Genomic DNA, 20,216 nt, shown 5'->3' on the forward strand with positions numbered 1-20,216 from the left:
TATGTAAACCAATAATTTGGCGGGTTGGTACATCTAAAGCGACCAGTTTATTGCCTTTGTTGTCTACAAATGACCACAGCTCATCCATTTGAACTGTGAGTTTAGCCTTTTTTCTTCGGTTATTTCTGTCTTTATTCGCTCTTTTACAAACTGTCTGCCACAATCTTTACACATCATTTTCGGTTTTTTATTATGAATCGTTCCATTTTTCACACAATTTGCTGAACTACATTTTGGACATGTTGACATTCTTTGCTCTTAATTTCTTGATTTAAAATATAATATCAACATATCACTACTTGTCTAGGGCTACCCAGGAATTTATCAACTTTGGCCAAGTATTAGATAATAGATACATTGCACCAAAACGCTTAATGAATTTATAATTATGCAACTTTGCTAATACAGTTCGGACATTCAATGACTAACGCATTTCAACAATTACTCGGAACATCCGCAGAATTCGCCAATACCCTACGTGCTGCGGAAATCGTTGCGCGGACAGATGCCACCGCATTATTATTAGGTGAAAGCGGCACGGGTAAAGAGTTGCTTGCACACGCCATTCATGCCCACAGCCTCAGAGCTAACAAGCCATTCATTATTATTAACTGTGCGGCATTGCCTGAACAATTAGTTGAATCGGAACTATTCGGACATCGTAAAGGCGCGTTTACAGGTGCAATCCAACATCAGCAAGGTAAAATTCAAGCAGCGCAAGGCGGTACATTATTTTTAGATGAAATTGGCGAATTACCCTTATCAATTCAAGCTAAACTACTGCGTTTTTTAGAATCAGGAGAATGCCAACCCGTCGGCCAACAACAAATGGAAAAAGTTGATACGCGAGTGATTGCCGCAACCCACCGAGATTTATATGCTTTATCTCAAACAGGTGAATTCCGTCAAGATTTGTATTATCGGTTAAATATCGTGCCGTTAGAATTACCACCATTGCGTAAGCGCAGTGAAGATATCTGTTTATTAATTAACTTGATTACTCAGCAGCTTGCAGATAAACACCAATTATCTGCACCAATTTATAGCAAAGCCACATTGAAGTTATTAAAACAGCATTCATGGCAAGGTAATATCCGAGAATTACGCAACTTCTGTGAACGGATGTTAATTTTACTCAGTGGACAAACGATTGAGCCAAGTAATTTACCGCATGATTTTCAAGCCAAAACCACTTTTTCTAATCTCAAAATCAGTTTGGGACAATTTGAATTGCCTGAAGCAGGGATTGATTTACAAGATTTGGAACAGCAAATGATTCAACAAGCCTTGAGTAAAACTTATGGAAATCGTAGTCAAGCCGCACGTTTATTAGGTTTGACACGGGATACATTGTTGTATCGAATGAAGAAATATGCAATTAGTTAAGCAAAGGCTTCATGACTTAAAGTTTTGACGACATTCAAACATTGATGATGTAGACTGCTTTAAGTAAATTCCCCAAGTAATTGGGAGAAATATCATGTCATTACCTAATAAAAAAGATTATATCTATGGAACAAGAACCCCAAACTATCATCCACCAAATTCAATTTCCTAACGATATAAAATGCCGTGAATATTTGGAAGGCCTTCAAGGTGAGTTTGAAACCCATTTATTACAAAAAGTATCAGAAAGAACAGCCCGCAAACATTCTGTAATCATTGGCTTATTAATAGATTTTTTATGTTATGACTGTGCGCTTAAAAACATGAATGAAATTACTGTTGGTCAAGCAAATAGCTACTTTAGGAGCTGGTATAACAGCAAAATAGGTGATGCAACTGAAAGCGAAGTAAAAACTGCAGTCAAGAAATTCTTTGTGTTTTTAAACACAGAAAAAGGCTTTATAAATGAAAAATTGATGAAGAGCTTTAAACGTAAATAGTTTGTACTATTTTCCTTTTTGATAATCAACAAAATCACGTCGCCCTTTTCAAACTTAAATGTCAGACCAAGGTAGCCAAGGCAATCCAGCGCGTACCCCTTGGCGCATACTATTAACAGAGCCTTGTCGATAGCCATAAATACGCAATCCAAAAATATGTAACATCAGACTCACTGCACGCTGCTGACTTTCTATTTTGCCAAACTCCTTTTCAAGATAATTTTGGAATAGCACCTCAACCTCCTCTAATTTATCAGACGCAAGCTCATGCAATTTATTTCCCTCTGCCGCCAATTCAAGTTGGGTTTTAATCAGAAAGCAACTGCAATAATTTTCTCGTGTGGATTCCTGAATAATTTGCTCAAAAAGTATACAAATTCCTTCCCCAACACTGGGTGCACTATCCAAAGTTTTGCGTATTTGTACAATGGCTTTCTGGGCATAACTATTTAACGCTTCACGAAATAAACCTTCTTTATTGCCAAAAGCCAGATAAATTGACCCCGGTTTAAGCCCTGTAATTTTGACAACTTGCTGCATTGATGACGCGCTAAAACCATGTTGCCAAAAAAGTTGGATCGATTTATCAATGATGTCATTTCTATCAAATTGGATTCTTGCCATGACTGACCTCCATTATTTATATTCAATTTCTAAACAATATGATTATATTATACAAGCAATTTGAATAATCGTTCAAAAAGTTATTGACAAAAAACTGCTTAGCTTTTATATTGAATAATCGTTCAAGTTTAACTTGCTTGAAAATATGAAGTAATCCAAACGGCATTCAATCAAAAAGGAAAATATGATGAGCCTTCAAGAACAACTAGCCACATTAAAAGCCCAGAATATCGCTGCTCTTCCAAAACAAGCAGTCGATATTATACTTAATGACATAAAAACCTTAAGTCAATCTGGCATCATTGAGGGTGCACCTAAAGTTGGAGAAACGTTAAAAGATTTTAGATTATCAAACCATCTTGGTGATACGCGTGACCTTGCTCAATTAAGACAAAAAGGGGCAGTGGTGGTTACCTTTTATCGAGGTGGATGGTGCCCATATTGCAATCTTGAATTACGTGCTTATCAGGAAGTCTTGCAAGATATTAAGGCCGCTGGGGCGATTTTGGTGGCGATTACGCCTGAATTACCTGATGAATCGCTGTCAACTTCTGAAAAAAATGAACTTGCATTTGAAGTGCTGACAGATACTAACTCTGATTATGCTAGAGAATTAGGCCTTGTCTTTACCTTGCCAGAAGAATTACGCCCAGTTTATGAAAGCTTTGGCATCGAGATTGAAAAGCATAATGGGAAAGGGCAATTTGATTTACCGCTTGCTGCAACTTTTATTGTCGACGCAGACGGCTATATTGTTTTTGCTGTAATTGATGCAGATTATACTTTGCGTGCAGAGCCAACAGATATTGTAAAAAAGCTTAAATCTCTCACATAGTCACTCAAGCTTGAGTATTTGCAAAAAGAATAAAAATGGATCGAAGCCCCAAGAAACTACCTCTTGAGGCTCTCCCAGAACCAAGCGTAAAACTCTTGGTCATTCGGCTCTTATCATTCAAGCTTTCAGTATTACTAATATAGCAAGAAATTTATGATTTCTTTGTTGAAAAACAACCACTCTTCTTACGGCTTGAGCAAACTATATTTGTGTTTCATCAATGAATAAAACGAATTTGGAGATTGAGCTTAAAGAAAACTTGTTTGTCTTGTTGGTAGAGCATTCCAAATCGATGGCGAGATGATGAAGGTGTATCTAGCTTAGTATTTTCAAATAAATAGCTAGCAAAATTTTCTTCATCAATAATGTGAAATGTTGCTAGCTCTCCATCTTCCTTAACGATAATACAGCCATTTGTACTATAAAACCCTGACCATTCTTTAGTTGGAAATAAGCCTAATGCAATAGAAAGTAATAACTTTTTAAGTTTTAGCAATAATAATTCTGAATTCAAACCCATCTCGATTAAGGGGCTAGAACTCAAAAGTGCAAGGTAAATATCTTTTAAGGTATTTGCTTTACCTTGATAAAAAATTAATAACATTTCAGATACGATTATATCCATCACAGAATCAATTTTCTTGAGATTATTTTTAAAAATAGCTTTTTCCGTGGTTTCATAATTAATAGACTGGCTATTTTCAAGAATCACTTCCAATCTATCTCGAATTTTGTGCCACGTTTTAATCTGGTTTATAGTTTCAATACTTCCTTTAAAACCATCTATTTGATAGATTATATTTGTACTTGATGAAGCATTAAATAATGTTGATGGCATACCCAACATAGATTTAATACTAAACCCTTGTAACTGGCTAATTGGAAATAATTCAGGATGGTATATTTGTAGATGAATATCAGATTTCTCAAAACTTGCAGCTTTAGTTATTCTATAACCTAATTCATTGCTAATGATCTCATATTCATCCAATGAAAAAGAAGCGCCTTTTGCCATCTTAATCGTACTCAACATTTCATCAAGATTTACTAAGGTTTTAATATCATCAATGACTTTCAACTCTTGTTCTGAGTTGCTATCTGCAACTGTAACTACTTTTTTATCTAAGGTATAGCTTCGATTGTTATGTGGGCTTATCACTTTTTGCACAGTTAAACTTTCAGTTTTTAAACTTAAATCTGGGTTTGCAAGCTGCAATTTATTATCACTGAGGATTTTTAAAAATGTGTACAGTTCACTCCATTCGCCCTTGTTAAATTTTTGCTGGGTGTTGATACTATGAAAACCAGAATTAGCTTTCTTTCGTAAATGCTGGATAATTTCCATTGCAATATGCTTAATAACAGGTACAGCAACGCTATTTCCTAACTGCTTCATTGCTTGTGTGCGACAAACAGGGAATTCAAATTCAGCAGGAAAACCTTGCATTTTCTTGCCTTCAATAGGAGAAATCCGTTTAACCTCCCCATCAACAATATAACCATCCCAATTTCTACGATCATCAATCCCAGAGCCTTTACCTCCAACCCGCAATGTAAAGCCAATTTTTTTATTACATTTCCCACCCCAGATATCATCCATTGTTATCATAAGTGGAATCGGTTTAGGGAACTCAAATTGACTTAAAATAGCTTCGTCTTTAAAACCGACAATAAACACCCTTGGTCTATGCTGTGGAAGCCCAAAGTCAGATGCTTTCAAAACCTTATAATGAAAAGAATAACCTAACTCCTCCTCAAGAATATGGCGAATGGTTTTAAATGTATTACCTTTATCATGATTTATCAAATGGCGTACATTTTCTAAAAAAATAGCAGAAGGCTTTTTCTCCTGAATAATATCGGCAATAACATAAAATAAATTGCCACGTTCTTGATCGTCTTCAAAACCTTTTTTATGACCTGCTTGGCTAAAGGGTTGACATGGAAAGCCTGCACATAAAATATCAAAATCAGGTATTTCGTTATAATCGACTGTTCTTATATCTTGATTAAATTGACCTTGTTCAAATAAGTTGGTATTGGTTTTCGAAAAGTTGTGAATATATGTCTCACGAGCAAATTTATCAATTTCTGAGGCAAAAACACATTTTGCCCTCAGGGATTCTAATGCTAAGTGAAAACCACCAATACCTGCAAATAAGTCAATAAATCTAATATCTGTCATAATTGTTTAATCAAGGATTTGAAAATAATTTTTTGGAAAAGGAATGTGATGTGTAAGTTATGAAAGCTTTGAACTATTCTGCAATTCGTTTTACATTATTGTATCAAGTTTAAAGAGGTGTCCAAAATTTATTTCTCCTAGCAGTTGATTGATTTAAGATTGCCAGCCCTAACAAAATCATTGATTTATTCTATATAAGCATAGAAATAATTTCATATATTCCAAAAAACTAATTTATCTCGCTAGCCTACTGTTTGCTAACTAAAAATAGTGTATTTACTAAAGCTTAGGTCTAAAATCACCATATAAATCAACTTGACTTATCACTGAATACCCATTAAAAATTACCTCTAAATAAAGCATAATAATGAAACAACGATCAAAGGAGAATCTCATGGCAGATTATTTAATTGCCCCTTCAATTTTATCGGCTGACTTTGCACGTTTGGGCGAGGAAGTAGATAAGGTATTAGCTAGTGGTGCAGATGTGGTGCATTTTGATGTGATGGACAATCACTATGTACCGAATTTGACTATTGGCCCGTTGGTCTGTAGTGCATTACGCAAACATGGTGTAACTGCGGATATTGATGTGCATTTGATGGTGAAACCTGTTGATCGCATTATCCCAGATTTTGCTAAAGCTGGCGCAAGCTATATCACTTTTCATCCAGAAGGTTCTGAACATGTCGATCGTTCTTTGCAATTGATTCATGATAATGGTTGTAAAGCAGGCTTAGTATTCAACCCAGCAACGTCTCTAGATTACTTGCAATATGTCATGGACAAAATTGATATGATTTTAATTATGTCTGTGAATCCAGGTTTTGGTGGACAAAGCTTTATTCCAACCGCATTAGATAAATTACGTCAAGCGCGTAAAATGATTGATGAAAGCGGTCGAGATATTCGTTTAGAAATCGATGGTGGGGTCAAAATTAATAATATTCGTGAAATTGCTGAAGCAGGTGCGGATACTTTTGTGGCAGGTTCTGCAATTTTTGGAACGGATGACTATAAAGCAACCATCGACCAAATGCGGGCTGAATTGGCCAAAGCAGGTGCATAATGAGTACATTTACACCTAAGCTAGTCCTGATTGATTTAGATGGCACTTTAGTTGACAGTGTGCCCGACCTTTCCTACGCAGTTGACCACATGATGATGGCGTTAGAATTGCCGCAACCCGGTGAAAAGAAAGTGCGCCAATGGGTGGGGAATGGAATTGAAAAATTGGTTAAACGTGCATTAGCTGATGATATGGATGCTGAGCCAGAAGCTGATTTATTTGAGCAAGGTTTGCATATTTTCAAAGGCAGCTATGCAGAATGTAATGGCCGTCATAGCCAATTGTATGATGGTGTTAAAGAAGGTTTGGATTGGTTGAAACAAGAAGGTTTTACGATTGCTTGTATTACTAACAAAGCTCAGCAATTCACCACACCGTTATTAGAAAAAGTCGGTATTTTAGATTATTTTCAATTGGTGGTTAGTGGTGATAGTTTGCCTAAGAAAAAACCTGATCCAATGCCATTGTTGCATAGTGCTGCACATTTTTCAGTTACACCGAGTAAAGCTTTAATGATTGGTGATTCTATGACTGATGTTAAAGCCGCCCGTAATGCTGAGTTTGGTGCGGTGATTTGTGTCAATTATGGCTATAATCATGGGATAGATATTCGTGAAGCAAATCCTGACAGCGTGATTGATTCTTTTACTCAATTACCTCAATTATTACAAAATCCTGCCTAAAAATCATGAGCCAGACAAAATACATTATGAAATATCTGTCTGGCTTCAGCTTCTTTAAATACTGTTAAAAATCATAAATCAGGAGCTAACTGATATTGTTTTGCAGCAATTTCTAATTCTGCCCACACTGGCCATATTGAATCTAAAATTGGTTCTTGCTCAATTAAAGTGGTCAATTCAGATTTTTTATTTTGTAGCAAAACTTCCATATCTGAAAGCGATAAATCTTTCTCGTAAGCAGCACACTCCGAAACAACGTTAGCAAAAATAAACAATGCTTGGCAAGTGTGGGTATATTGTTCTTCAGTCATTACGGTAATTTGAGTCATAGCATAGCTGAATTTTTCCTGATCCATATCTATTTTCTTTGCATAATCCAGCATCTTAGCTAAGTCTTGAGCCTCATTCATCACTTGGCCTATTAACCAATTAGCAACATGAATATCCCCAACATATAAACAAGCACCTGCATCCCATAAGCCTCCACTTAAGCATGGCTGAATATGGGGACGGCTACGACTGGCTTGCTTTCCAATAACACTATCAGAATGCATACAATTTGCCCCACCTTTAGGTGTTTCTCTAATATAAGTACATAATTTACTAAAATTGCTGGGTTTAGTATAAGGTGCACCTTTCAGATCAGAAATAATAGAAGCAACCCCTGTTTTAGTCGCAAAATCATCCTGAATCTGTTGGATAATGGATTTATTAAAGAATTTATCAAACAAGCTATGGTTTTTTATCATAATTAGATACCCCATTAGAACATGCTAAACTAAATATATAGCATATAATTTGCTTATATATTCAGATAAAACAAGAAGTAATAGAAAAAATTTATAAACAATTAAAATATAACAATAGAATTTTTATAGTAAGTTAATAGAATTAATTATCATAAATAATATTTTTTGACGATTAATTTTTTTGGGATAATTGTTTTTTTTTACCATATTAAAAATAAGGTTATTCCTTAAATCTGGGTGAGAGGGTTTAACATGCTGCTGCAATTGCCAAACTATAATTGTTTAGAAAAAATCAGTGAAAGCAACAATTCTGTGGTGTATCGCGGCCAAAATAAAAAAAACAGTCAGCCTGTGATATTAAAAATGTTTAAGCAGGATTATCCTACATCAACGGAGCTAAGCCGATACCGTCAAGAGTATGATATTCTTAAACAGCTTAATTTATCAGGCGTAATTAAAGCCTATAGTATTGAACAGTATCAACATTCCTTAATGATCGTACTTGAAGATGTTGGTGGTATGGCATTGCGCGACTGGATAAAATCTGAGCCGTTCAATATTAAAACCATTCTCAATATTGCGATTCAAATCAGTTCTGCTTTAATCCAAATTCATAATGCAAATATTATTCATAAAGACATTTGTCCTGCTAATATCCTTTGGAATTCTGAGCTAAAACAAGCAAAATTGATTGACTTTGGGATTTCTACTATTTTACCGCGTGAAAATCCAACGTTAAAAAATCCTGAACACCTAGAAGGCACTCTTAATTACATCTCGCCTGAACAAACAGGACGGATGAATTGTAGCCTTGATTATCGAACAGATTTGTACTCATTGGGTGTGACTTTATATGAGTTATTAGCCCAGACCTTGCCTTTTAACAGCGATGATTCGCTAGAACTGATTCATTGTCATATTGCCAAAACGCCTGCTTCACTGCATCAAATTAACTCACAAATACCGCCTATTTTATCCGATATGGTCATGAAATTGATGGCAAAAAATGTAGAAGATCGCTATCAATCAGCTTATGGTTTAAATGCAGATTTAGAACAACTATTGCAGAAATTAGACCAAGAATCCGTCCCAGAATTTAAATTAGCCCAACAAGATTTCATTGGAAAATTTCAAATTCCACAAAAACTTTATGGTCGAGATGCTGAAATAGTACAGCTATTACAAGCATTTGCACGTGTTACGGTTGGTACAACCGAAATGATGCTCGTTGCGGGTTATTCTGGGGTAGGCAAATCTGTATTAGTGCATGAAGTACATAAACCCATGACGGCTAAACGTGGTTATTTTGCAGCAGGTAAATTTGACCAATATCAACGCAATATGCCTTATTCTGCTTTTATCCAAGCATTCAACGAATTTTGCCGTTATTTACTCACAGAATCAGAACAACAACTCAATCAATGGCGTAGAAAAATTTTAGACGCGGTTGGCGCAAATAGCCAAGTTTTAATTGATATGATTCCTGATTTGGAACTGGTATTAGGAGAGCAACCACCAGTAGCAATCGTTGGTGCAAAAGAAGCTCAAAATCGTTTTAATTTGGTATTTCAATCGTTTATGTGCGCTATTTGTCAAGCTGAACATCCACTGATTTTATTTATTGATGACTGGCAATGGGCAGATGCCGCTTCTCTCAATTTAATCCGTCAATTATTGATTGATAGCCAAATTCAGTATTTACTGGTGATTGGGGCATATCGAGATAATGAAGTAGACGACACCCATCCCTTTATCCAAGCAGTCAAAGAATTACAAACCCATGCAGTAATATTAAAAACATTCAGTTTGAAAAATCTATCTGAATATGATGTTAATCAATTAGTTACAGATACATTGCATTGTCAACCTAAAGAAGTTGATGTACTTACCGATATTTTATACAGTAAAACTTTAGGTAATGCGTTTTTTAGTAATGCCTTCCTTAAAGCATTATATGATGAGCAATTACTTTGGTTTGATTTCGCTAAACAGCTCTGGCAATGGGATGTGGCTAAGATTCAAGCTAAAAATATGACCGACAATGTAGTAGATTTACTTGCTAATAAAATAAAAACCTTTAGCAGTGAAGTCCAAAGTATTTTAAAATTAGCCGCTTGTATGGGTAATAAATTTGATTTAAATACATTATCGGTTATTTACACAAAACCACCAGAAACCACCTTAAATGTGTTGTGGCCTGCTGTGACTGAAGGCTTATTATTATCGTTGAGTGAACGGCATATTTTGTTTGACTCAAGCTTACAAGCCGACGCTATTTTTAGATTTCAACATGATCGAATTCAGCAAGCAGCTTATTCATTAATCCCACAAAATAACCGCCAAATTATTCATTTAGAAATTGGCCGCTTATTATTAGCCAATAGCCAGTGTAAAGAAGATGATATTTTTGCCATTGTCGATCATTTAAATTTAGGACGAGAATTTATTGATGAAGCGTATGAACAAAGACAGCTAATGGAATTGAATTTACAAGCCAGCAAAAAATCAACTCAGTCAACTGCTTATAGTTCAGCAAAAATGTATATTGAAGCAGGAATGCAAGATGTATTGCAAAGTGATTGGCATACAGATTATGAACTGGTTTATGCACTACATAAACAGCGGGCAGAAATTGAATATTTAACAGGAAATTATGACGCAGTTGATTATTGGGCTAATTTAACAATTGAACAAGCACAAACCGCTATTGATAAAGCACAATTATATAATTTGCTGGTTATTAAAAATATCGTTTCAGGTGAGCCTAAGCAAGCAATAGATATTGGATGTAAAGCACTGTCATTGCTAGGGGTTGATTTGCCTAGAGATAACTTAGAGGCTGAATTTAAAATAATTTTTGCTCGGGTTCAAGAGATGTTTGCACAACAACCGATTAGTGAACTACTGCATAAACCAGTGATTACAGACCCAAAATTACATATTATAATGCCATTATTGCGTTATACCACTTTAGCGGGTTATTTATATCAAAAACCTTTTTGGTTTGTTGTCAGTAGTGTATTTGCGGAAATGTCCCTAAAACACGGCAATGTGCCTGAAACTGCGGCTTGTTACAATGTTTATGGTACGATTGTCGGCTTAGTTACCCAAGATTATAAAATGGGCTATGAACTCAGTTTGGTAGCTCAAAAACTCAGTGAACAATTCAATAGTAATAAATGCCAAGCCTATGGAACTTCATCTGTGTTAATCACAGCATGGGTGAAACCATTACAACAAGCAATTGATGCTTTGGAATATGCGTACCAAAAAGGCTTAGAAAGCGGTGACTTACAATATACAGGTTATAGCATATCATGGAAGGCATGGTACTCATTGTCACAAGGCCATCATTTACACACCGTGCTTATGGAAGCAGAAAAAGGTATTAGCTTTAATCAAAAAACCCATAATTGGTGGCCTTTAGACTCACTTTTAGCTGAACAATATATTATTAAAACTTTACTCAATGAACCACAGGTATTTGATGAAAACGAGTATATGCAGCAATGTGAAACCCATAAAACCAGAAATGCCAGTGCTTATTACCAAGTATTAAAAGGCCAGTTAGCTTATTTTATGGGAGATTATGAGCAGGCCATTGACTATCTTGAACGAGCTAAATCTGGGTTGGTATTTATTGCAAGTATGTTTCCAAATGCTGAACACTGCTTTTACCAAGCATTGGCGTTACTGGCAGTTTGTTCGGATAAACAAGATAGAACGGCTTATTGGGGTAAAGTGAAACAACATCGCAATCAGCTAAAAATTTGGGCAAAAAACAATCCTCATAATTTTCTTCACAAGTATGAATTAGTTTGTGCTGAAATTGAGCGAGTCAAAGGTAAAAAATGGAAAGCGATCCAATTATATGAAAAAGCGATTAAAAGTGCTCAAAAATATCACTTTATTCATGAAGCAGGTTTAGCTTATGAGCTGATTGCTAAATTTTATATTAATCAAGGTATGGATAAAAATGCTCAACTTTACTTAAAAGATGCACATTATCATTACCAGCAATGGGGCGCAGTGGCCAAAGTAAGCTTATTAGAAAAACAATATAGTGACTGGTTTGAAGCACCACATTTGCCAAGTGGAGATAATACAACGACAACAACCATATTGGCCTCATCAACTTATATGGCTGCAGGTCAAAGCAGTGCTGCATTGATGTTACTTGATTTTGATAGCGTGATGAAAGCAGCACAAACCTTATCAGAAGAAATCGTTTTAGATAGTTTATTAGAAAAAATGTTGCGTATTGTGATCGAAAATGCAGGAGCTCAACGTGGATGTTTGGTGTTAAAAAACCAAGAAGAATGGACAATTGAGGCCATGGGAGAAGCAGATACTGAGCAAATTACCACGCTACAATCTTTACCTATTCAATCCTATTTACCTAAAATGTTAGTGTATTACGTGGTACGCACTCGGGATAGTGTGGTGTTATCCAATGCGGCCAAAGAAGGAATGTATACGGATGATGCTTATATTCAAGAACATAATGTTAAATCTATTTTATGCACCCCAATTATTCATGCTAATCAATTGGTTGGAGTCATGTATTTGGAGAATAATCTGGCAGAAGATGTTTTCACACCTAATCGCTTAAAAGTCCTCACTTTATTATCTACTCAAATGGCCATTTCTTTAGAAAATGCACAGTTTGTTGCTGAATTAGAAGCTGCTCGTCACACAGCAGAATCAGCGAATCAAATGAAAACTGCATTTTTAGCCAATATGAGCCATGAATTACGCACTCCACTCAATGGCATTTTAGGTTATGCACAATTATTGGAAGCAGAGTTGACTCATATTCAATCTGATATTTTAGAGGAAAGTGTGAAAATCATTCGTAGTAGTGGTAACTATTTATTAACTTTGGTGAATGATATTTTAGAGTTGTCTAAAGCTGAAACAGAACAATTAAAGTTAACTCCTTCAGATGTTTATTTAAAGCAATTTTTGGCTGATTTAACGCAGATTTTTTCGCAACAAGCTAAACAGAAGGCCTTAAATTTTGAATATGAATTGACTGATGATGTACCAGCAATGATTTTTGTAGATATCCAACGTTTACGCCAAACATTGATTCATATTTTAAGTAATGCGGTGAAATTTACTAACAAAGGTTCAATCCATTTTTCGGTGCATGTGGTTGACGATAAATTGCGTTTTGAGACTCAAGATACAGGTATTGGTATGAGTCAAAATGATTTACAACGTATTTTCACCCCTTTTGAGCAAGTTGAGTGTTGGGAAAATAAATCGGAAGGAGCAGGCTTAGGTTTGTCTTTAGCAAAACGTGCAATTGAAGCAATGAATGGGTGTTTACAAATCCAAAGTGAATTAAATGTAGGAAGCTGCTGCCAAATTGATTTGCTATTGGCGAATATTGCCAGCTTTGAGGCAGTCACCCCAATTCAAAATCAGCATAAACAGCTTAAGTACAATATAGAACATTCTGATGCTGACATTTTTGAGAGTCTGAGTTTATTACCTAGTAATACCATAGATGCACTTTATGAAGCGAGCATGATGGGTGACTTTCAGGCCATTCATTTTGTCATTAAGCAATTGATTGAGCAAGATGATCCAATGCTATTACCTATTGTAGAACAACTTAATACGCTGATGACTCAGTTTGACATGGATACGATTAGTGATTTAATAGCTTCTTTTCAGGCTAAAAATAAATAATCTGTATATTTATGAAATAAAATCATGGTGAATTTATAAGATATATTCATTTTAACAGTACTTTTTATACTCTATGTTACTAATATAATCAATAATATATGATAATTAAACGTCAAAAGCTGGGGGAGAATTAGTTCAATGTATAAAATACTCACAATCTATTTGCTAGGCTTAGCCTTGAGTAGCTATAGTTTATTCACTTACGCGGAAGAACAACCTGAATATTTTTCACATTCTGAGGTCTTATTGCACTATAGCCACAATCGAAAACCTGCTGAAAGTGACCAATTAAAGCTCGTTTGGGAAAATTTTTCTAAATGGAAATATGGCGATAATTTATTTATTGTGGACTTACTGGGTCAACCTGATTTATCTACTGACATTGATATGTATTATTTTAAATATGTGACTCGAGTTAGTTTAGATAATGTGTTAAAACGCAAAATATTACCGAGTAATCATTTAGGCGAATTGTATTTAACCGCGCAATATGTCGATACAAACTATGATAATCGCACTTTTTTCTATGGTATTTCGATTGATTTCGCAGGCCATCCTAATCATGGTCATAGCCAATTAGATTTAGTGGTGCGTGAGGAAAAAACTCAGAAAACCAGCTTCTATGCTTTATATTTTTGGGCTCAGCCATTTCGTATGGCCAATTTAGATTGGTTGGCTAAGGGTTTTGTCGAATACTGGGAAGATGATGAAAAAGATATTTTCATCACCAAGCCTCAGTTACGTTTACCGCTTAAGAATTTTGTCGACAAAGATCATTTGTTATTTAATGCTTCGGTTGGTTTGCAAGTTGACGTAGTAAATAATTTACCATCAGAAGATAGAAACTGGGATATGAGTCCAATGTTATATGTTTCTTTTGATTTGTAGAGAATATGCTGAATTTTTGTTGTATACGCCGACTGAATTTTAAGAAAATAAATTTATCTTTTAACAATGGTTCTGTGGGATATAGTCATTTGATTTTAAAGTGATACAGGACTGGCAGTCCTAACTGTTAAGAGGCCTTGTTTAATTGGAAATTTCCAAATGGTTACGTATGTCCAAAATGTGGAGCTGTAGAAAATTGTAAACTAAAGAGTAGGAAAGTATACCAATGCAATAAATGCCATCATCAACACTCCTTAACAAGTCAGACAATATTTGCATCAACTAATAAAGTGCCATTTGTTGCGGCGGTTTGTCTAAATCAAGATACTCATCCTATCTCGATGAATATGAATGTTGTTGAAGGGTTCAAAACTAAGGAGATTGCAGCTTGGACTGAACACCATCTCAGTACAGAGTGTGAAGTTGTCTCTGATGGTTTAACTTGCTTTAAGGCGGTTCAAAAACACGGTTGCAAGCACACTCGTATTATAACTGGTGGGGGGACTCATAGCGTAACACTTGAGCAGTTTACTTGGGTTAATACCATGATTGCTAATGTTAAAACCGCTATCATTGGAGTCTATCATGCAATTCAACATAAACATCTTCCTCGCTACTTAGCTGAATTTTGCTATCGGTTTAATCGCCGCTTTCAACTTGACCTTTACTACCTCGTTTAGCTTTTGTCGCTCTCAGAACGCATCCCTTGCCTTATCGCTTTCTTATTTTGGCTGATCATTATTTATAGGTAATCAGGAATTAGTATGCTTTCAAAGCATTATTTGTAAGGGGTCAAAAACAGTTGAAAACCTTCTTGACTTTGATATTTTTAATTTTTTATAACAAATGATTTTTAACTTAGTTGTATTGCTTGAATAGATAATAAATTATGATAAATAAAATAGATTTCGTTATTTTAAATTCATAAATAATTTAGGGAGTTGATTTAGCTAATTTATTTGCCAACTATATTTTAGTTTAAGTTATGATAAATCCTGTTTGAGAGTTTATGTAAACTCTGGAATACGTAAATGCTGAAGCACAGCATAATATTTACCCTTAATAACAGGATAGAAATTATATGTTAAAACTTTATCATATCAAGCTATGCCTACATCTAGGTTTGGTTTTAACTCTCCTTGGCGCGATAGGTTTTCCCGCGCTCAGTTCAGCGTATACCAATATCAATTATGGTCAACCCGCTCAACTTCCATTACCCAGCAACTTGCCCTTGGCTGATTATGAAGCACAACTCTATCGTTGGTTGATGGAACGCCGTTATGCTCAATTGGGTTGGGCGGTTGATAAGGAAGTGCGAGATACGGGGTCTTTTGTTGAAGGTCATTATTATGGCACACACCCTGCGGTACGCATTTATTACTCCCCAGAAGTAATCCAATGGTTAGTAAATGGGCGTAAAGGTAAGCTACCTGATGGTGCAATGATTATTAAAGAGATGTTTTCCCCTCCTGCTGTGCTGTATCAAGAATTAGAACATGCACCACAATACAAAAATGCACCAGAAGCGTATGAAGCAATGTTAACCAAACTCATTAGTGCTTGGACTGTGATGATCCGAGATAGTGAAGCTTCAGCCGATGGTTGGTTCTGGGGTGGGCCTGGTGCGCCAAAAGAGGGAGAGTCAATAAAAGCAGCTATAAAAAGGCAAATTGACGATTATTCGCATGAATTATATTCAAGTTTTGGTGGTATGTGCTTGCGTTGCCATGCTTCTGCAGAACGTGAATCTACCTTTATCACTCTGCAAAATATAAAAGGCTTTTTGCCCGAAGAAGCTCCTTTGCGTTTTCATGTCGATAATTCTTGGCGCACTCAAGCCCATTTTGAAAAATATCCACTATCCTTGATTAAAAATGATCCTTTTGTCAAAACACATTTCATGTTGGAAAAGCCACAATTGCCTTGGACTGCTGATGATTTAGCAGATTATAAAAAAATAAAAGGTATACATATCCGTGATGATATGAGTTTACAAAAGCTTGCGCCAGAAGGACATAAAACACCAAACTCTGCCTTTTTAGAGACCTTTAAAGCCATGCCTATAATTACTAAAGACGCGGTGAAAAAATTCCCTTCTTGGTGGGCAGATCATGTTGTACCAATGCCTAACAGTCATGAACCCTACATTACTTCCAGTAATTGCTTAGGCTGCCATGGGGGATTAGGTGGCTCTCCTTTTGGCGTGGATATGTTTGTGAAAACAGGTTCAAATTATGGTGAGGGTTACAATATTTCTGAATTTGGGGAATGGCGCTGGTCACCGATGGGCTTAGCAGGGCGCGATCCCATTTTTCATGCCCAATTAGAAAGTGAGATGGCATATCTGGAGCGTGATGGAAAAGAGCATCCTGAACAAGTAGTGGGTAGCTTAAAAGCCAATCAAGCACAATTGACTAATACCTGTTTGAGTTGTCATGGTGCAATGGGGCAACGCAGCTTGGCAATGGACGCGCAGCGTAATACGGATTTAGACCCCAATTTTAAACTTGAGTACTTTTATCTTACAGAAACCTTAGGTAGTCGTGACACAAAACCAGATAATTATGCCTATCACAAATATGGCGAACTGGCACGAGAAGGCATTAGCTGCAATATCTGTCACCACATTGATGCGCCAAATGCAGAAGCGATAGAAGCATGGAATCCACCAGAAAGGTGGTTAGGTGAAAAGGCAGATAAAAAACTTGCCTATGCCTTATTCCATCATTCCACAGGACGTTTCAAGATGGGTGATCCCGATGTTTTATATGGTCCATTTAAGAATGTGGCAGAAAAACCCATGCAACATGCTTTAGGCATGACTCCAGAATATAATCCCTATATCAAAGATTCACAAATGTGCGGTACTTGTCACACCATCAACTTGCCCGATATTGGTTCAACAAAGGATAAACATCCAATTCTCACTCAAGCCGCCACTAATCCATTATTAAGTAACTATAATCATTCAATTGAGCAAGCTACATTCTTAGAATGGCAAAACAGTATCTTTGCGCAAAAAGGCAACACAAAGTTTGCCAGTTGCCAAGACTGTCATATGCCAAGCCATCTCGATCCCATTGATGCTAAAAATGATGTGCAAGTGAAGGATATTAAAACCAAAATTGCCACCATTCAAGATGCTGACTATCCCACCACAGAAAACACATTGCCTGTAGAAGACATTGATATTCCTGTACGTGATGAATACCATCGTCACAGCCATGTGGGTTTAAATGCCTTTTTGCTAGAAATATTTGAACAATTTCCTGAAGTACTTGGTGTACATAAACAAGACCCTATGACTTTTGCGAAGAATGGACCTGACTTCACCATCAAAAATATGCTCTATCAAGCAGAACATCAAACTGCTGATGTGGGTGTTAAGATTAATTCAATAGAGAATGGCAAATTGCTTGCCACCGTGACTGTGAAAAATAAAGTTGGACACCGATTCCCCAGTGGTGTGGCTTTTCGTCGAGCTTTTTTGGAGTTCCAAGTCCTTGAGGGAGATACAACCATTTGGGCTTCAGGGCGCACCAATGCAGCAGGGGTAATTATTGATGGTGAAGGCAAACCGCTAAAAACGGAATTTCTTGATCAAAAAGGTGACGATGGTAAGTATCTATATCAGCCGCATTACCAAAAAATCACCTGCCAAGATCAGGTACAAATTTATGAAGAGCTGAATCAAAACAGTGATCATGAATTCACCACCAGCTTTGTTCATCGTGTGCATCATGTCAAAGATAATCGTTTATTGCCTACAGGTTGGCAATTTGGTAGCAGCTTCAAAGAGCAAGGTGAATTAATGGTCGAATTTATGGAAGCAACCGATCCCATTGGTACTCAAGATGATCCAGATTATCGTAGTGAAGGGTTAGACTTCCCCGGTCAAGATATGTTGCAATATGAAGTCAGCTTGCCTGAAGGCACAGATACCAAGGCGTTATCAGTAAAAGTATCGCTGTACTATCAAGCAATTCCACCCTATTGGTTAAACCACCGCTTCAAAGCTGCACCTGATAAGCCTGCAACGCAACGTTTATACTATTTGACCAGTCATTTAAATCTGCTCAATACTCCATTGAAAAATTGGAAACTTCTTATCCGAAGTATGAGTGCGCAGGTGGCAAATCAATAATTAAGCAATAACTCTAAGAAGTCTTGGGTTTGTCCCTAGCCTTCTTAAAGGGTGCTGGTAATTTGGGATTGGTAGCCCTCTTCGAACTATCAGTCCTACAGGGCAATCCTCGACCTTCAAAGCAATTGATATCTACTGGTACACAAGCCAAGCTGTTATCAACCACTGACTGACATACACCCGCCAACTCATTTTCTGGCGTTTGCACAGTACAACTATCGCCTACACTCAAACTAGCACATGCCGCAGTAGCTTCTTCAGGTGAAGTTTGCAGTGTTTCTTGAGAATTATCTGTTGGAGGAGCGTCTGTAGTTGGTTCTTCAAAAAGCGAGGTATCGTTGGAAACCACTGGCACTTCGCCACCAGTATAAACGGTATTACTGATACCACCACGCACTAAACGTACATAGTTATAGATACGAATTGCATCCCCTTGAGAGCCAAATCCAGTGGGGTATTCTGTAGGATCACCTGCTTTAGGGTCGCTACGCTGGCTACCTGCACCGTGAACATCAGTCCACTGACCATCTATGTATCCCAAAGAACATCCAAAAGCCAGGGCAATCGCATTAAAACATAGTATGATTTTTAATTTTCTATAGAGTCAACAAGTTAAAAATATGGTATTTTATAATCTTGTAAAAAAACACCCTTTCTACTTTTTATTTGATTGATTTTAAAAGAATTAAATTTTAATGCGATTGCTCTGGTGCTGCTATTGTAATAAGCATTGGCATAGCTATTAGCAGTAACAGAATTTATTGAAGTTAAATCCAATTCAAATGTCAGAGGGTCTACACTTGCTACATTAAAATCCAAAGTATAATGTCCCAAATCACCTTTATCAAGTGTGGGTACATATAGACGTTGTGTAGTGCTATCAAAATAAGCTGGGTTACTGGTTTCAGCCATTAAATATGGTTGATTTAGTAAGCTTGCGATTGCAACCGTTAAGACAAGCTGTTTGTATTTGAATGGATACATTATCTTGATTCCCTTATATTTTAAGATATTGCTGACAGCCTCTGAGAACCACTGATATTGAAAAAAATCAACCAGCTTGTCGTTTTACTTTAAAGTGAGAGAGACTTGGCAAGTCTTGATTTTAAACGTGATTGATATTTAAAAATATTTAACGATAAGGTCTAAGCACAAGTTTTCCCTTATCATCTTCACAAATGCCAATCATTGTTTCACCACGATGATCTTTAAACTGTGCGGTATCACCTGTATTTCTACCTTTACAAGCAGTATAGGCTTCAGGTGGAGGATGATTTCCTCTCTTTGCTGGGTGTTTATGCTCTCCTCTTGGTGGATGCTGAGGATGGCGACTTTCTCCTTTTTTTTCATTGTTTTGATAATTTTCAATGATTTCACTGCCCTGTGCATCAACAAACACAAACTGATACGCGCCATTGTCATCCCATTGATAATTAACTTGATATTTTTCGCT

The 20,216-nt window shown here is 36.4% G+C and carries 15 protein-coding genes and 1 pseudogene; 9 read left to right on the top strand and 7 right to left on the bottom strand.

Annotation, left to right across the window (positions count from 1 at the left end; genetic code table 11):
* Nucleotides 1-63: 63 nt before the first annotated feature.
* Nucleotides 64-249 (bottom strand): transposase, encoded by a 186-nt coding sequence (locus ABXH34_RS18750; RefSeq protein WP_502710407.1) that lies wholly within the window; start codon nt 247-249, stop codon nt 64-66.
* Nucleotides 250-420: 171 nt separating this feature from the next.
* On the opposite strand from ABXH34_RS18750, the gene ABXH34_RS10105 reads away from it, so the two are divergent.
* Both ABXH34_RS10105 and ABXH34_RS10110 read left to right on the top strand, forming a co-directional pair.
* Nucleotides 421-1,386, top strand: coding sequence for a sigma-54 interaction domain-containing protein (locus ABXH34_RS10105; protein ID WP_353571758.1), 966 nt, complete (start codon nt 421-423; stop codon nt 1,384-1,386).
* Between the two features lie 125 nt (nt 1,387-1,511).
* A complete protein-coding gene (locus tag ABXH34_RS10110) occupies nt 1,512-1,886 on the top strand; it encodes a site-specific integrase (protein ID WP_353571759.1) in 375 nt (124 codons plus the stop codon).
* Nucleotides 1,887-1,940: 54 nt separating this feature from the next.
* Here the strand turns inward: ABXH34_RS10110 and ABXH34_RS10115 are convergent, their stop codons facing one another.
* Complete coding sequence (locus ABXH34_RS10115) at nt 1,941-2,510, bottom strand: TetR/AcrR family transcriptional regulator (protein WP_353571760.1); 570 nt, start codon at nt 2,508-2,510, stop codon at nt 1,941-1,943.
* Nucleotides 2,511-2,694: 184 nt separating this feature from the next.
* On the opposite strand from ABXH34_RS10115, the gene ABXH34_RS10120 reads away from it, so the two are divergent.
* Nucleotides 2,695-3,345, top strand: coding sequence for a peroxiredoxin-like family protein (locus ABXH34_RS10120; protein ID WP_353571761.1), 651 nt, complete (start codon nt 2,695-2,697; stop codon nt 3,343-3,345).
* Between the two features lie 217 nt (nt 3,346-3,562).
* Here ABXH34_RS10120 and ABXH34_RS10125 read toward each other — a convergent pair whose 3' ends face one another.
* Nucleotides 3,563-5,530 (bottom strand): DNA cytosine methyltransferase, encoded by a 1,968-nt coding sequence (locus ABXH34_RS10125; protein ID WP_353571762.1) that lies wholly within the window; start codon nt 5,528-5,530, stop codon nt 3,563-3,565.
* A 394-nt stretch (nt 5,531-5,924) separates the two neighbouring features.
* Between ABXH34_RS10125 and rpe the strand changes: the two genes are divergently transcribed.
* Both rpe and ABXH34_RS10135 read left to right on the top strand, forming a co-directional pair.
* Complete coding sequence (rpe, locus tag ABXH34_RS10130; protein WP_353571763.1) at nt 5,925-6,599, top strand: ribulose-phosphate 3-epimerase; 675 nt, start codon at nt 5,925-5,927, stop codon at nt 6,597-6,599.
* Nucleotides 6,599-7,282 carry a phosphoglycolate phosphatase gene (locus ABXH34_RS10135; protein ID WP_353571764.1) on the top strand — a complete coding sequence of 228 codons (684 nt, stop codon included), beginning with the start codon at nt 6,599-6,601 and terminating at the stop codon, nt 7,280-7,282. Before rpe ends, ABXH34_RS10135 begins: the two co-directional genes overlap by 1 nt.
* Before the next feature lie 71 nt (nt 7,283-7,353).
* Here the strand turns inward: ABXH34_RS10135 and ABXH34_RS10140 are convergent, their stop codons facing one another.
* Complete coding sequence (locus tag ABXH34_RS10140) at nt 7,354-8,031, bottom strand: PocR ligand-binding domain-containing protein (RefSeq protein WP_353571765.1); 678 nt, start codon at nt 8,029-8,031, stop codon at nt 7,354-7,356.
* 252 nt (nt 8,032-8,283) lie between these two features.
* Between ABXH34_RS10140 and ABXH34_RS10145 the strand changes: the two genes are divergently transcribed.
* The 4 genes and pseudogenes from ABXH34_RS10145 to ABXH34_RS10160 all read left to right on the top strand — a co-directional run bounded on the left by ABXH34_RS10145 (nt 8,284) and on the right by ABXH34_RS10160 (nt 18,763).
* A complete protein-coding gene (locus tag ABXH34_RS10145; RefSeq protein ID WP_353571766.1) occupies nt 8,284-13,731 on the top strand; it encodes an AAA family ATPase in 5,448 nt (1,815 codons plus the stop codon).
* A 138-nt stretch (nt 13,732-13,869) separates the two neighbouring features.
* Entirely contained in the window at nt 13,870-14,619 is a 750-nt protein-coding gene (locus ABXH34_RS10150) for a hypothetical protein (protein ID WP_353571767.1), read from the top strand.
* Between the two features lie 134 nt (nt 14,620-14,753).
* A pseudogene (locus tag ABXH34_RS10155) lies at nt 14,754-15,367 on the top strand (IS1595 family transposase); the annotation flags it as partial.
* 333 nt (nt 15,368-15,700) lie between these two features.
* The gene (locus tag ABXH34_RS10160) at nt 15,701-18,763 is read left to right on the top strand and encodes a hypothetical protein (RefSeq protein ID WP_353571768.1); all 3,063 of its coding nucleotides are present in this window, start codon (nt 15,701-15,703) and stop codon (nt 18,761-18,763) included.
* A gap of 13 nt (nt 18,764-18,776) precedes the next feature.
* Here ABXH34_RS10160 and ABXH34_RS10165 read toward each other — a convergent pair whose 3' ends face one another.
* The 3 genes from ABXH34_RS10165 to ABXH34_RS10175 form a co-directional block, all read right to left on the bottom strand.
* On the bottom strand, nt 18,777-19,304 hold the full coding sequence (locus ABXH34_RS10165; protein ID WP_353571769.1) for a hypothetical protein: 528 nt from the start codon (nt 19,302-19,304) through the stop codon (nt 18,777-18,779).
* 71 nt (nt 19,305-19,375) lie between these two features.
* Nucleotides 19,376-19,747 (bottom strand): hypothetical protein, encoded by a 372-nt coding sequence (locus tag ABXH34_RS10170; protein WP_353571770.1) that lies wholly within the window; start codon nt 19,745-19,747, stop codon nt 19,376-19,378.
* Between the two features lie 148 nt (nt 19,748-19,895).
* On the bottom strand, nt 19,896-20,216 hold a 321-nt coding region (locus ABXH34_RS10175), incomplete at its 5' end, for a hypothetical protein (RefSeq protein WP_353571771.1).

The sequence above is a fragment of the Candidatus Albibeggiatoa sp. nov. BB20 genome, assembly GCA_016744725.1.
Classification (GTDB): domain Bacteria; phylum Pseudomonadota; class Gammaproteobacteria; order Beggiatoales; family Beggiatoaceae; genus Albibeggiatoa.